At 65.7% G+C, this 13,513-nt stretch carries 12 protein-coding genes; 8 read left to right on the forward strand and 4 right to left on the reverse strand.

Translation table 11 applies throughout. The features are described from left to right. Window positions 1-10 precede the first annotated feature (10 nt). Genes KT882_RS23620 through KT882_RS23645 form a run of 6 tightly spaced genes read left to right on the forward strand, consistent with a single transcriptional unit; the run spans window position 11 to window position 6,809 of the window. Window positions 11-475 (forward strand): chemotaxis protein CheW, encoded by a 465-nt coding sequence (locus tag KT882_RS23620; protein ID WP_228893464.1) that lies wholly within the window; start codon window positions 11-13, stop codon window positions 473-475. Continuing rightward, window positions 472-1,779 (forward strand): CheR family methyltransferase, encoded by a 1,308-nt coding sequence (locus KT882_RS23625; protein WP_228893465.1) that lies wholly within the window; start codon window positions 472-474, stop codon window positions 1,777-1,779. Before KT882_RS23620 ends, KT882_RS23625 begins: the two co-directional genes overlap by 4 nt. Continuing rightward, entirely contained in the window at window positions 1,776-2,459 is a 684-nt protein-coding gene (locus KT882_RS23630) for a chemotaxis protein CheW (RefSeq protein ID WP_228893466.1), read from the forward strand. The genes KT882_RS23625 and KT882_RS23630 overlap by 4 nt, the downstream gene beginning before the upstream one ends. Further along, window positions 2,456-4,759 (forward strand): hybrid sensor histidine kinase/response regulator, encoded by a 2,304-nt coding sequence (locus KT882_RS23635; protein WP_228893467.1) that lies wholly within the window; start codon window positions 2,456-2,458, stop codon window positions 4,757-4,759. The genes KT882_RS23630 and KT882_RS23635 overlap by 4 nt, the downstream gene beginning before the upstream one ends. Next, on the forward strand, window positions 4,756-5,778 hold the full coding sequence (cheB, locus tag KT882_RS23640) for a chemotaxis-specific protein-glutamate methyltransferase CheB (RefSeq protein WP_228893468.1): 1,023 nt from the start codon (window positions 4,756-4,758) through the stop codon (window positions 5,776-5,778). The genes KT882_RS23635 and cheB overlap by 4 nt, the downstream gene beginning before the upstream one ends. A 17-nt stretch (window positions 5,779-5,795) precedes the next feature. Further along, complete coding sequence (locus KT882_RS23645) at window positions 5,796-6,809, forward strand: diguanylate cyclase (RefSeq protein ID WP_161075599.1); 1,014 nt, start codon at window positions 5,796-5,798, stop codon at window positions 6,807-6,809. Window positions 6,810-6,919: 110 nt separating this feature from the next. On the opposite strand, the gene murB is transcribed toward KT882_RS23645, so the two are convergent. Then, window positions 6,920-7,948 carry a UDP-N-acetylmuramate dehydrogenase gene (gene murB, locus KT882_RS23650; RefSeq protein ID WP_161075600.1) on the reverse strand — a complete coding sequence of 343 codons (1,029 nt, stop codon included), beginning with the start codon at window positions 7,946-7,948 and terminating at the stop codon, window positions 6,920-6,922. 151 nt (window positions 7,949-8,099) lie between these two features. Here murB and KT882_RS23655 point away from each other — a divergent pair, with 151 nt between their 5' ends. Both KT882_RS23655 and KT882_RS23660 read left to right on the forward strand, forming a co-directional pair. Continuing rightward, the gene (locus KT882_RS23655; RefSeq protein ID WP_025595779.1) at window positions 8,100-8,585 is read left to right on the forward strand and encodes a YajQ family cyclic di-GMP-binding protein; all 486 of its coding nucleotides are present in this window, start codon (window positions 8,100-8,102) and stop codon (window positions 8,583-8,585) included. Between the two features lie 92 nt (window positions 8,586-8,677). Continuing rightward, the gene (locus KT882_RS23660; RefSeq protein ID WP_228893469.1) at window positions 8,678-9,937 is read left to right on the forward strand and encodes a nitronate monooxygenase; all 1,260 of its coding nucleotides are present in this window, start codon (window positions 8,678-8,680) and stop codon (window positions 9,935-9,937) included. Window positions 9,938-10,008: 71 nt separating this feature from the next. On the opposite strand, the gene KT882_RS23665 is transcribed toward KT882_RS23660, so the two are convergent. The 3 genes from KT882_RS23665 to KT882_RS23675 all read right to left on the reverse strand — a co-directional run bounded on the left by KT882_RS23665 (window position 10,009) and on the right by KT882_RS23675 (window position 13,436). Next, a complete protein-coding gene (locus KT882_RS23665; RefSeq protein WP_161075602.1) occupies window positions 10,009-10,947 on the reverse strand; it encodes an exopolyphosphatase in 939 nt (312 codons plus the stop codon). 97 nt (window positions 10,948-11,044) lie between these two features. After that, complete coding sequence (locus KT882_RS23670) at window positions 11,045-11,806, reverse strand: phosphatase PAP2 family protein (protein ID WP_228893470.1); 762 nt, start codon at window positions 11,804-11,806, stop codon at window positions 11,045-11,047. Further along, window positions 11,799-13,436, reverse strand: a complete 1,638-nt coding sequence (locus KT882_RS23675) for a phosphoethanolamine transferase (protein ID WP_161075604.1) — start codon at window positions 13,434-13,436, stop codon at window positions 11,799-11,801. The genes KT882_RS23670 and KT882_RS23675 overlap by 8 nt, the downstream gene beginning before the upstream one ends. Between the last annotated feature and the right edge of the window lie 77 nt (window positions 13,437-13,513).

Consider the following 13,513-nt stretch of genomic DNA (forward strand, 5'->3'; position numbering starts at 1 on the left):
GGCGGCCCCAATGAAACTGCTGGTATTCCACATCGGCCAGGACCGCTACGGGCTGCGCCTGGGCGCGGTGCAGCGCGTGCTGCCGCTGATGGAACTCAAGCGCCTGCCGCTGGCGCCGCAGGCCGTGGCCGGGCTGATGAATCTGCACGGCCTCGCGGTGCCGGTGATCGACCTGGCCCGCCTGGGCGGCGGCGCCGCCAGCGCTGAACACGTCGACACCCGCATCGTGGTGGTGGACTATGTCAGCCCCGAAGGCGGCGTGCACGCGCTTGGCCTGCTGGCCGAACGGGTGCTGGGCGTGCAGGAGCTGGACGAACACGCGCTGGCCGGCAGCGGCGTGCAGGCCGCGCCCTTCCTGGGCCAGGTGGCGGGCGACGGCGCCGGCATGGTGCAGCTGGTCGAGCTGGCCCGTTTGCTGCCGCCCGATCTGCGCGCAACGCTGTTCCAGGCACAGTCAGGGGACGCCGCGCCATGAGCGCCCAAGCCATGCTGCGCCGGGTGACCGGCCTGACCGTCTCCAAGGCGGCGGCCGACCGCGCCATCCGCGAGCGCATGGCGCTGACCGGAGAAGTCAACCGCGAAGAGTACCTGGCCAAGCTGTGCCCGGACGAGCTGACCGAACTGGTTGAACTGGTGGTGGTGCCGGAGTCGTGGCTGTTCCGCGACCCGCAGGCTTTTCATGTGGCGGTGGAGTTCGTGCAAGCGCGCATGGCGCGCCAGGGTGCGCCGCTGCGCCCGGTGCGCATCCTGTCCATTCCCTGCGCCGGCGGCGAGGAGCCCTACTCCATGGCCATGGCCTTGTGCGACGCGGGCGTGCCGCGCAGCGCCTTCAGTATCGACGCTTATGACCTGAGCCCCGGCTGCGTGGCGCGCGCGCGCAGCGGCGTATATGGCCGCAACGCCTTCCGCGCGCAGGACCTGGCCTTCCGCGACCGCTTCTTCACCAGCCTGGGCAAGGAAGAGTACCTGATAGACGAAGCCATACGCGCGCAGGTGCGCTTCAACCAGGGCAACCTGCTGGAACTCGATCCGGGCGGACGCCTGTACGACATTATTTTCTGCCGCAACCTGCTGATCTACTTCGACAAGCCGACCACCAAGGCCGCCATCGAACGCCTGTCCGCGCTGCTCTCGGACGACGGCATCCTGTTCGCGGGCTACGCCGAAGTGCCATCGTTCACGCAGCACGGCTTCACGCCGCTGCAGCACCGGCAAGCCTTCGGCCTGAAAAAGGATACCCAGCCCGCGCCCACGGCCGTGCCCGCGCCGCCGCGCCTCCCCATGTCTCTGCGTGCGCCACCGCCCGCACGGCCGGCATTCGAAGTCGAACGGCGCAAGGCCAGCCGCACTGCGGCGCCCGCCGCAGCTCCCGCTCCCGCGCGCGCGCCGGCCGGAACGCCAGCCAGCACACCAGGCAAGGCCGCCGCCGGCGCGCCCTCCCCGGCCGAGCTGCTGGCGCAGGCGCGCAAGCTGGCTGACCGCGGCGAGAACAAGGACGCCGCCGCAGCCTGCCACGCCGTGCTGGCGCGCGCGCCCGAAACCGCCGAAGCCTACTTCATCCTCGGCATGCTGAGCGAGCACGCCGGACAGGCCGCGCAAGCGGAAGAACACTGGCGCCGCTGCATCTACCTGCGGCCCGACCATTACGAAGCCTTATGCCACCTGGCCCTGCTGGCCGAGCAGTCCGGCAATAGCAGCGGCGCCGCCACGCTCAAGGCGCGCGCGGCCCGCATCTACCAGCGCCAGCAAAACGCCGGCACCGCGAGAGCTGAACCATGACCACCACCGCCGCACCAACCATCCAGGGCATCCACGACTGCTGGAACCGCATCGGCGTCTCCGGCGACCATAGCTGCGAGAAGCTGCAGCAATTCGTCCACTGCCGCAACTGCGACGTCTACGCCGGCGCCGCCCAGCGCAACCTGCAGCGCCCCGTGGACGCCGCCTACAAGGAAGAATGGGCCGCCCATTTCCGCAAGCCGGCGGACGACGGCGCGCAGCTCGACAGCTCCTGCCTGGTGTTCCGCATCGGCCGCGAATGGCTGTCGCTGCCCACTTCCGCCTTCCTGTCGGTGGCGCCGCAAGCCAAGCCGCATCGCCTGCCGCACCGCAATGCGCGCGGCTTGGCCGGTGTGGTCAATGTGGGCGGCAAGCTCTATCCCTGCATCGCGCTGGGCGCGCTGCTCGACATCGACGAGGCGGAAACCGAGGTCCGTACCGGCCGCCACACCTTCGCCCGCCTGCTGCTGGTGCAGTGGGAAGGCCAGCCTTATGCGCTGCCCGTGGCGGACCTGCACGGCCTGCTGCGCTACGCGGCGGCCAGCGTGCAGGCGCCCGCCGCCACCATCAACAAAGGTCTGTCGCGCTACCTGACCGGCGTGGTCAGCCACGACGGCATGCAGATCGGCTGCCTTGACGCCGGCCTGCTCGGCTACCAGCTGGCGAGGACACTGCGATGAGCCAAGACCATAACGGCGATCTGAGCCAGTTCTCCATGCAGGAGCTGTTCCGCATGGAGGCGGACGCGCAGACCGTGATCCTGACCGACGGCCTGCTGGCCATGGAACGCCACGGCGGCGACGCCGGCGCGGTGGAAGCGATGATGCGCGCGGCGCACTCGATCAAGGGCGCGGCCGCCATTGTCGGCCTGGACGTGGTGGTGCAGCTGGCCCACGGCATGGAGGACGCCTTCGTCGCCGCCCAGAACGGCAAGCTGAAACTCACGCCCAACCGCGTGGACGTGCTGCTGGCCGGCGTGGACCTGATACTGCAGGTCTCGCGCCTGGACGACAACGGCGTGACGCCCTGGCTGGCCGCCAACGGGTCGCTGATCCAACAGACCATGGACAGCATCGGCACCATCGCCTTCCTGTCGGAGCCGCTGGACAGCTACAGCCCGCCACCGCCGCAGTCCCAGCCTGCCGCCGCCGCAGTCCCCGCGCCCGCCATTCCGACGCCGGCCGACGTGGCCGCCCTGCTGGCCGAGCCGGAGGAAGCCGTCGCCGTGCCCGGCGCGCGCGGCATGGCGCCGATGAAGTCCGCGCAGAACTTCGACCGCCTGCTGTCGCTAGCCAGCGAATCGCGCATCAACGCGCACCAGATGCATCCCTTCCTGCAGGCCATGCAGCGCTTCAAGCGCAACCAGGCCAGCCTGTTCACGGTGATCGAGCAGCTGCACGAAGCGGTGTCCGGCACAGCCGACGCCAGCCTGAAAGAGAAATCCCTGCTGGCCCTGCAAAAGGCCCAGCCGCTCAAGCAGTTCGTGTTGGAGCAGATCACCGACTTCGAAAACTGGGAGCGGCGCCTGCTCACGGTGTCGCAAAACATGGTGGACGAAGTGCTGGCGCTGCGCATGCGCCCCTTCCGCGACGGCGTGCAGCACTTCCCGCGCATGGTGCGCGACCTGGCGCGCAGCCTGGGCAAGGACGTCCAGCTGCGCATCGACGGCGAAGACACGCTGGTCGACCGCGACATCCTCGCCAAGATCGAAAGCCCGCTCAACCACATGCTGCGCAACGCCATCGACCACGGCATGGAACCGCCCGCCGAGCGCGTGGCGCTGGGCAAACCGGCCTGCGGCTCCATCGTACTCGAAGCACGCCACCGCGCAGGCATGCTCAGCATCGAGATCAGCGACGACGGGCGCGGCGTGGACCTGGAAAAAATCCGCCGCACCGTGGTCGAGCGCAAGATGGCCAGCGCCGCCATGGCCGCCGCCATGTCGCAGGCCGAGCTGCTTGAATTCCTGTTCCTGCCCGCCTTCAGCCTGAAGGAAAACACCACCGAGATTTCCGGGCGCGGCGTGGGCCTGGACATCGTGCACGACGTCATGCGCCAGCAGAACGGCACCGTGCGGCTGGAGTCCGAACAGGGCGTTGGCTTCCGCAGCTATATCACGCTGCCGCTGACGCAATCCATCGTGCGCGCGCTGGTGGTCGACATCAAGGGCGAGGCCTACGCCGTCCCCATCGTCAAGGTCGAGCGCGTGATCAAGGTGGCGCAGGCCGACATCCACACGCTGGAAAACAAGCAGTTCTTCGAGCACGGCGGCGAGCACCTGGGACTGGTGTCGGCGGCCCAGGTGCTGGAGCTGGGCGACAGCAGCGCCACCGGCGCCGAGCTGCCCGTGGTGCTGATCGGCAACGGCACGCGCCGCTACGCCATGGTGGTGGACGCGATACGCGGCGAGCAAAGCCTGGCGGTGCAAGCCATCGACCCCATCTTCGGCAAGATGCGCGACATTTCCGCCGCCGCCCTGCTCGACGACGGCGAACCGGTGCTGATACTTGACGTGCCCGACCTGCTGCTGTCCATCGACAAGCTGCTGCACGAGGGCGGCCTGCACCAGCTGGCGCGCGGCGCCGGCGGCGAGAAGCGCCGCATGAAGCGTATCCTGGTGGTGGACGACTCGCTCACCGTGCGCGAAATGGAGCGCAAGCTGCTGGTCGGACGCGGCTTCGACGTGGACATCGCTATCGACGGCATCGACGGCTGGAACGTGGTGCGCAGCGGCGAATACGACCTGGTCATCACCGACGTCGACATGCCGCGCATGGACGGCATCGAGCTGGTCAACCTGATCAAGAAAGACCTGCACCTGCACAAGCTGCCCGTCATGATCGTCTCCTACAAGGACCGGCCGGAAGACCGGGCGCGCGGCATGGCCGCCGGAGCGGACTACTATCTGACCAAGGGCAGCTTCCACGACGAGACCCTGCTGGACGCGGTGGCCGACCTGATAGGGGATGCGCACAAATGAAAATCGCCATAGCCAACGACGTCGCCATGGCGGCCGAAGCGCTGCGCCGCGTGGTGGCCAGCACCAGCGAGCACCAGGTGCTGTGGATCGCCCGCACCGGCAGCGAGGCCGTGCGCATGTGCGCCGAGAACCGGCCCGACCTGGTGCTGATGGACCTGAACATGCCGGAACTGGACGGCGTGGAAGCCACCCGCCAGATCATGGAACAAAGCCCCTGCGCCATCCTGGTGGTGACCGGGCGCCCGCAGGACAACGTCAACCAGGTGTTCCGCGCGCTGGGCGCCGGCGCGCTCGACGTGACCGCCACCCCCATGCTGCAGGGGAAGGCCGACGGCGCGGTGGAACTGCTGGCCAAGATCAAGACCATGGACAAGCTGATACGCCACAGCGGCGGCAGCCAGGCCATGCTGCCGCGCAGCGCCAGCGCGCCCGAACGCCGGGAAGCGAAAACCACCAAGCTGGTGGCGATAGGCGCGTCCACCGGCGGGCCGCTGGCCGTGTCCAAGATCCTGGCCGGCTGGCTGCCGCCGCCCGGCTGCGCCATCGTGGTGGTGCAGCACATCGACGAAAACTTCGCCGAGCACTTCGCCAAGTGGCTGGGCGAACAGCTGGAGATGCCGGTGCGCGCCATCGAGCACGGCGACGAGCTGGCGCCCGGCACCGTCCTTATCGCCAAGAGCAACGATCACCTGGTGCTGGATAAAGACTACCGCTTGGGGTACGATGCCACACCGAAGGACTATGCCTACCGGCCTTCGGTCGACGTGTTTTTCCGCTGCGTGGCGCAGCATTGGCGCGGCGACGCGGTGGGCGTGCTGCTGACCGGCATGGGCCGCGACGGCGCCGAAGGCCTGCTGGAAATGCGCCGCGCGGGCCACACCACCATCGCGCAGGACCAGGCCAGCAGCGCGGTGTACGGCATGCCGCGCGCGGCGGCCGAGCTGGATGCGGCACAGTTGATACTGCCGTTAGATAAAATAGGCCCCATGCTGCGCAATACCACCGGCAGCCGGGGCTAGCAACCAAGAGAGCGTCAATGTCCGAAAGCTTTTCCGTTCCAGCCGAACTGGAACCGGCCCTCACCGTCTTCAAGGTGCGCGTGCTGCTGGTCGATGACCAGCTGATTATCGTCGAGGCGGTGCGCCGCATGCTGAGCGACCAGCAGGACATCGAATTCCACTACGTGACCGACGCCACGCTGGCGCAACAGACCGCCGGCCAGCTGCAGCCCACCGTGATCCTGCAAGACCTGGTGATGCCGTCGGTGGACGGCTTTGCGCTGATCCAGGCCTACCGCGAGGACGAACTGGTGCGCAACGTGCCGGTGATCGTGCTGTCGGCCAAGGACGACCCGAAACTGAAAGCCCACAGCTTTGCCGTGGGCGCCAACGACTACATGGTCAAGCTGCCGGACAAGCTGGAGCTGCTGGCGCGCGTGCGCTACCACTCGAACGCGCACATCAGCCGCCTGCAGCGCGACCAGGCCTTCCGCTTCCTGCGCGAGAGCCAGAAGAACCTGGCCGACGCCAATATCGAGCTGCAAAAGCTGGCCGCGCTGGACGGGCTGACCGGCATCGCCAACCGGCGCCGCTTCGACGAATACATGGCGGTGGAATGGCAGCGCGGCCAGCGCGAGCGCCAGCCGCTGTCGCTGCTACTGTGCGACGTGGACTTCTTCAAGATCTACAACGACACCTTCGGCCACCTGAGCGGCGACCTGTGCCTGAAGAAGACGGCCGCCGTGCTGACCGAGCATTTGAAGCGCCCGGCCGACCTGGCGGCGCGCTACGGCGGCGAGGAATTCGCCATCGTCCTGCCGGACACCATGCTGGAAGGGGCGCTCAAGCTGGCCAACTCCTGCGTGCAGCACCTGGAAAAGCTGGCCATCGAGAATCCGCAAGCGGCGCCGTTCGGCGTGGTGACCATGTCGATCGGCGTGGCCAGCGTGGTGCCCTCGCCGCACTCCAGCATCGAGCGGCTGATCGAAAGCGCCGACCAGGCGCTCTACGCCGCCAAGAAAGCCGGGCGCAACCGCGTCGTGTCGGCGTGAAGTTCGGCGGGTTACGGCGCTGCGCGCCTAACCCGCCCTACGCAATCTCACCAATCCCGGAATATCGGCGTCATCGTAGGGCGGGTTAGCGCAGCGTAACCCGCCAAAGCTCAGACAAACACCGGCTCCGGCTCCAGGCGCACGCCGAAGCGCGCCTCCACGTCCGCCTGTATCGCCTGCGCCAGGCGCTGCACGTCGGCGCCGCTGGCGCCGCCCCGGTTCACCAGCACCAGCGCCTGCTTCTCATACACGCCCGCCGCGCCCAGGCTGCGGCCCTTCCAGCCGCACTGGTCGATCAGCCAGCCGGCCGCCAGCTTTTCGCTGCCGTCGGCCTGGCGGTGGTGCACCAGCGCCGGAAACTGCTCCAGCAGCCGTTCGCACTGCGCGCCGCTGACCACCGGATTCTTGAAAAAACTGCCCGCATTGCCGATATCGGCCGGGTCCGGCAGCTTGCGGCGCCGCACGGCGATCACCGCGTCGGCCACCTGCTGCGCGCTGGGCGCGTCCACGCCCTGCTCCGCCAGCGCCTGCGCCAGCTCGGCGTAGCGCAGATTGGCCTGCCAGGCGCGCGGCAGCGCGAAGGTCACGTCCACGATAATCAGCCCGCGCTGCGCCTCCTGCTTGAACACGCTGTCGCGGTAGCCGAAGCGGCAGTGGGCCGCGCTCATTTCCAGCAGCGCGCCGCTGGCCGGATCGTAGGCGGTCAGGCTGTGGAAAAAATCCTTGGTTTCGGCGCCGTAAGCGCCGATGTTCTGGATGGGCGCGGCGCCCACCGTGCCGGGGATCAGCGACAGGTTTTCCAGCCCGTCCAGCCCGTGCGACAGGGTCCACTGCACGAACTGGTGCCAGTTCTCGCCGGCCGCCGCGCGCACATGGTGGTGCGTGGCCGTGCCCTCAAGTACCTTGCGGCCCTGGATGGCGATATGCAGCACCAGGCCGGGAAAGTCGCCCGTCAGCAGCAGATTGCTGCCGCCGCCGAGCACCAGGCGCGGCAGCGCGGCCAGCGCCGGGTCGGCCAGCGCGGCCTGCAGCTGCTGCGCCGACGCCACCCGCAAATAGTTCGCCGCCTTGGCGTCTATGCCGAAAGTGTTAAGCGAACGGAGGGAGTAGTCGTGGCTGAGGGCTAGGTTCGAGTGCATAGGCGTGTAAGTATTTTGGGGGATTATAGTGTGAAAGTGGGAAAATCGCGTCAAAAACGACCGAGCGTTCGGTCCGTTGTCCGTTAAAATGGCACATCTTTTTACGAGGCGCCGCAGCACGCGCCCACCGCACTAACTAAAGGAAAGTAACATGCCGTCGTTTGATGTAGTCTCCGAAGCCGATATGATCGAAGTGCGCAACGCCGTCGATCAGGCAAAGAAAGAAATCACCACCCGTTTCGACTTCAAGGGCAGCAGCGCCAATGTCGAACAAAAGGAGGCCGAACTGACCGCCTACGCCGATTCGGACTTCCAGCTGACCCAGGTCAAGGACGTGCTGATCAACAAGCTGGGCAAGCGCAACGTGGACGTGCGCTTCCTGGACGAAGGCAAGATCGAGAAAATCGGCGGCGACAAGGTCAAGCAGGTCATCAAGATCAAGAACGGCCTGGAAACCGAAGCGGCCAAGAAAATCACCCGCATTATCAAGGACAGCAAGATGAAGGTGCAAGCCAGCATCCAGGGCGAGTCCGTGCGCGTCACCGGCGCCAAGCGCGACGACCTGCAAGCCGCCATGGCCATGCTGCGCAAGGAAGTCAAAGACACCCCGCTGGAATTCAACAACTTCCGCGACTAAGCGGACCAGCCATCAATACCGATCCGGTGCGCATGCCGCACCCTGCCGCGGGCCGCTCCGGCCCTGCGGCGCCACGTAGTTAAGGACTGCAGATGAAACGAGTAGACGACTTCCGCCTGCGCTTCGGCGACAAGGAATACGTACCCATCATGATAGGCGGCATGGGGGTGGACATTTCCACGTCCGAGCTGGCGCTGGAGGCGGCGCGCCTGGGCGGCATCGGCCATATTTCGGACGCCATGGTGGAAGACGTGTCGGACCGCAAGTTCGACACCACCTTCGTCAAGGACAAGACCAAGCTCTACAAGTACAACATCTTCAATATGGACAAGGCCGTGGTGCAGTTCGACCTCGAACGCCTGGCCGACGCGCAGCGCCGCCACATCGGCGCCACCATGGCGGCGAAGAAAGGCCCCGGCCTGATCTTCGTGAACTGCATGGAAAAGCTGACCATGAACGGCCCGAAGGAAACCCTGCGCACCCGCCTGAACGCGGCGCTGGACGCGGGCATCGACGGCATCACCCTGTCGGCCGGCCTGCACTTCGGCTCCTTCGCGCTGATGGCGGACAATCGGCGCTTCCGCGAGGCCAAGCTGGGCATCATCGTGTCCTCGGTGCGCGCGCTGCAGATCTTCCTGCGCAAGAACGCCAAGCTGGACCGCGCACCCGACTACGTGATCGTGGAAGGCCCGCTGGCCGGCGGCCACCTGGGCTTCGGCATGGACGACTGGAAAAACTATGACCTGCACACCATCGTGGCCGAGGTGCTGGAGTACCTGAAGGGCGAGAACCTGGCCATCCCCGTCATCGCGGCGGGCGGCGTGTTCACCGGCGGCGACGCCGTGTCCTTCCTGGAAGTGGGCGCGGCCGGCGTACAGGTGGCCACGCGCTTCACGGTGACCAAGGAATGCGGCCTGCCGGACAAGGTCAAGCAGGAGTACTACAAGGCCAGTGAGGAAGACATCATCGTCAATGGCGTGTCGCCGACCGGCTACCCGATGCGCATGCTGAAGAACACGCCCGCCATCGGCGCCGGCATCCGTCCCGGCTGCGAGTCCTACGGCTACCTGCTGGACGCCACCGGCAACTGCTCCTACATCAATGCCTACAACCGCGAAGTCAACGCCAACGGCGGCAGCGACAAGGGCATTTCGGTGATGGACAAGACCTGCTTGTGCACCCACATGCGCAACTTCAACTGCTGGACCTGCGGCCACTACACCTACCGCCTGAAGGACACCACGCACAAGAAGGAAGACGGCAGCTACCAGCTGCTCACCGCCGAGCACGTCTTCAAGGATTACCAGTTCAGCACGGGCAACGAAGTGGCCCTGCCGGAAAAAGAAGCATAAAAAAAGGCGCCCCAGGCGCCTTTTCCGCACCTGGGGTCAGACCCGTGAGGTCTGACCCCAGCCCTTTAGAACTAGCCTTCGTGCGTAATACGCGCAATCAGCGCGCCCAGCACATCTTCCGAACGTTCATTGTCCACCTGGCAGGTGCCGGCGTTCTCATGCCCGCCGCCGCCGTATTCCAGCATCAGCGCGCCGATATTGGTCTTGGACGTGCGGTTCAGGATCGACTTGCCGGTGGCAAATACCGTGTTCTGGTTCTTCAGGCCCCACAGCACATGGATGGAGATATTGGTCTCCGGATACATGGCGTAGATGATGAAGCGGTTGCCCGCGTAGATGGTTTCCTCGTTGCGCAGGTCCAGCACCACCAGGTTTTTATGGATGGTGGAGCAGCGCTTGATCTGGTCCTTGCACTTTTCGCTGTGCTCGAAGTACAGGTCCTTGCGTTCCTTCACGTCCGGCAATTCCATGATCTGTTCGATCGTATGGTTTTTGCAATAGTCGATCAGGTCCATCATCAGGTTGTAGTTCGAGATGCGGAATTCGCGGAAGCGGCCCAGGCCGGTGCGGGCGTCCATCAGGAAATTGAGCAGGTCCCAGCCTTCCGGATTGAGCACTTCCTCGCGGTTGAACTGGGCCGAATCGCCCTTGTCCACCGCCGCCATCATGCCCTCCCACGAGGCCGGGAAGGCTTTCAGGCCGCCGTAGTAGTCATACACCACGCGCGCGGCAGACGGCGCGTCCGGGTGGATGATGTGGTTGCTGCGTTCGCCGGTGTTGCGGATGGTTTCGGACAGGTGGTGGTCGAAAGCCAGATGGGCCCCGGCCACATAGGGCAGATTGGTCGTGATGTCCTTGTCACTGATCGCAATTTTGCCGTCCTGCATGTCCTTGGGGTGGACAAACAGGATATCGTCGATCATGTCCAGGTGTTTCAAGAGCACAGCGCACACCAGGCCGTCAAAGTCGCTGCGGGTTACGAGGCGAAATTTTTTTGCTTCAGCTGACATGGGATACCTTTTTCGTAGAGTGACATTCACCAGCGCATCCTATGGGAAAAGATGCAATGATGAATAATACAACTCAACTCCCCGGCTTGCCCAGCACTTATGCGGGGGCCTGGCCGGAGGCGGTATTTTCTGTCTCGGCTGCGCCGCGCCGTGCCGCGCGCAGGGCTTTGTTCGCGGCCAGCAAGGCGGCCAGCACCGCGCATGCTACCCACATCGACCACAGCGTATGGGTGAGGAAGTGGGCGCCGCGCATCTGTTGCATCCAGCCCACGGCAGCGCCGAAGGCCAGCGCGGACAGCGCCACGTCGGCCGCCTTGCGCGGATTGTGCGGCAGCCAGAACACGGCCAGCCCCACCAGCCACAAAGCGCTGGACGCATGCCCGCCCGGCAGGCAATGGCCCGCCTCCACCCAGCCCGGTATGTGCTCGAGCAGCCTGTAATACGGCTGGTAGCCGCCGTAGCGCTCCAGGTCCCAGGGGCAATGCGAGCGGCTGGCGCGTTTCAGCAGGGAAGTGATGAGCGGGATCAGGATCACGCACAGCGACATCAGCCGCACGCGCAGGCGCCACCAGTCCGGCAGCGCCCGGCGGCGGCGCGCCAGGCGCCACAGATCCCAGGCGCAGGCCGCCAGCGGCAGCGCGCCCAGCACGGTCAGCAGGGTTTTCAGCGTGCCGTGGCCAAAGGCCTCGGTCAGCCAGACGTGCTGCCAGGGGAATTCGTGCACATGGAAGTCGAACATCAGGTCGGCCAGCCACAGGTCGATGTCGCCCATGCCGATCAGCAGTATCAGCGCCGCCGATGCGGCCAGCAGCCAGGCTGCGCGCCGCAGTACGTGCCAGCCGACGAGGGTCTTATCCATGGGTGCAGGCGTTGAACATGTCAAGCGCGGGGTTGTAGACGGCCGTGCTCACGTCCAGCATGCCCAGCACGGAGTGGAACACATTGTCGTGCGAGAAGGGCTGGCTGGCGCGGGCGGCCAGGCAGCGGCGGTCGATCTTGAAGCGGTCCGCGTAGGCGTCGGAGAACCACATCATCATCGGAATGCGGCGCTGCTCAGGCGGCGAAATAATGTAGGGCGCGCCGTGCAGATACATATTCTTCTCGCCCAGCGATTCGCCGTGGTCTGAGAAATACACCATGCCGGTATCGACGCCGTCCACCGCGTTGCTCTGCTGCAGCAGCTTGATCAGCTTGTCCAGGAAGTAGTCGGTGTACAGGATGGTGTTGTCGTAGGCGGCGGTAATCTGCTCCTGGGTGCATTTCTCCAGTTCATTGGTATTGCACACCGGGCCAAACTTGCCGAAGCTGGCCGGGTAGCGCTTGGCATAGGCCGGACCATGGCTGCCCTTCTGGTGCAGCACGATGACCAGGTCCTTGCCCGGCTTGCGTATCAGTTCGGGCAAGCGCTCCAGCAGCTTCTCGTCGTAGCATTCTTCGCTATTGCACAGCGGATCGCCCGCCACCGGCTCCGACCAGTCCTCGTACTCCACCCGCGCGCAAGTGCCCTTGCAGCCGGAGTTATTGTCGCGCCACAGCACGTCGAAGCCGGCGTGCTTGAGCACGTCGAGCAGGCCTTCCTGGCCCTGCGCCTTGGTGTCGGAATAGTTCTCGCGGCCCAGCGCGGAGAACACGCAGGGCACGGAAACGGCGGTGGCCGTGCCGCAGGAGGACACATTGTTGAAGTTAATCAGGCCGGCCTGCTGCGACAGCTGCGGGTTGGTATTGCGCCCATATCGGTTGAGCGAGAAATTCATGGCGCGCGCGGTCTCGCCCACCACCAGCACGGTGACGGTGCGGCGCGCCTGGCCGGCCCAGGTCACGCCCTTGGCCGCGTCGCGGCCCAGCGGCGCCACCACCTGTGGCTTGGCCCACTTCTGCTTCAGGTAGCCGTTGGTGGCCTGGATGTAGTTGGTCGGCGTGAGCAGGAAGCGCAGTTCGCGGTGTTCGCGTATGGCCGGCGCATAGGTCTTGAAGAACAGCATCAGGATGCCGGCTGCCAGCAGCAGCGAGCCGGTCACGATGCCGGCGCTGGTGAGCAGGTGGCGTCCGCGCGGCGCGAAGGTCAGCTTGGTACGCGCCACCAGCACGGCGGGCAGCACGCCCAGCAGGCCTATGGTCAGCAGCATTTTCAGGCTGAACAGCTCGCCCGCTTCGCGCACATCGGTCTCCACCACGTTCTGTATCATGGCCTTGTCGATCTGCGTGCCGTACTGGTTCATGAAGTAGGTGGCGGCCGACGTGGCCAGCAGCAGCGCAATGACTACCGGCTTGATGACCAAGCGGAAATTGACCAGGCTCAGGCAGGCATTGAACACCAGTACCAGCAGCAGGAAGGTGGCCGCCAACAGCGGCAGATTGGCGACGCTGAAGCCGCCGGTGGCCAGCAGGAAGCGTTGCCAGAAACTGTAGTTATAGGCGGCCACCAGGAAAAAGGACGCGGCCAGCGTGAATACGGGCGCACTCAGGCGCGGGGCAAATTTAACAGTCACTCGGTTTCCAGGCAGATTGGCAATAGCACGCTGCCACTATAGCCAGCGGCCGGTCAAGGCCGCGTCAACCGCGCGTT

This window comes from Pseudoduganella aquatica, from assembly GCF_020865585.1.
Lineage (GTDB): Bacteria > Pseudomonadota > Gammaproteobacteria > Burkholderiales > Burkholderiaceae_D > Rugamonas > Rugamonas aquatica_A.

Coding starts and splice junctions, on each gene's coding strand:
- KT882_RS23620 (WP_228893464.1), top strand. CDS start 11: ATGAAACTGCTGGTATTCCACATCGGCCAGGACCGCTACGGGCTGCGC.
- KT882_RS23625 (WP_228893465.1), top strand. CDS start 472: ATGAGCGCCCAAGCCATGCTGCGCCGGGTGACCGGCCTGACCGTCTCC.
- KT882_RS23630 (WP_228893466.1), top strand. CDS start 1,776: ATGACCACCACCGCCGCACCAACCATCCAGGGCATCCACGACTGCTGG.
- KT882_RS23635 (WP_228893467.1), top strand. CDS start 2,456: ATGAGCCAAGACCATAACGGCGATCTGAGCCAGTTCTCCATGCAGGAG.
- cheB (WP_228893468.1), top strand. CDS start 4,756: ATGAAAATCGCCATAGCCAACGACGTCGCCATGGCGGCCGAAGCGCTG.
- KT882_RS23645 (WP_161075599.1), top strand. CDS start 5,796: ATGTCCGAAAGCTTTTCCGTTCCAGCCGAACTGGAACCGGCCCTCACC.
- murB (WP_161075600.1), bottom strand. CDS start 7,948: ATGCACTCGAACCTAGCCCTCAGCCACGACTACTCCCTCCGTTCGCTT.
- KT882_RS23655 (WP_025595779.1), top strand. CDS start 8,100: ATGCCGTCGTTTGATGTAGTCTCCGAAGCCGATATGATCGAAGTGCGC.
- KT882_RS23660 (WP_228893469.1), top strand. CDS start 8,678: ATGAAACGAGTAGACGACTTCCGCCTGCGCTTCGGCGACAAGGAATAC.
- KT882_RS23665 (WP_161075602.1), bottom strand. CDS start 10,947: ATGTCAGCTGAAGCAAAAAAATTTCGCCTCGTAACCCGCAGCGACTTT.
- KT882_RS23670 (WP_228893470.1), bottom strand. CDS start 11,806: ATGGATAAGACCCTCGTCGGCTGGCACGTACTGCGGCGCGCAGCCTGG.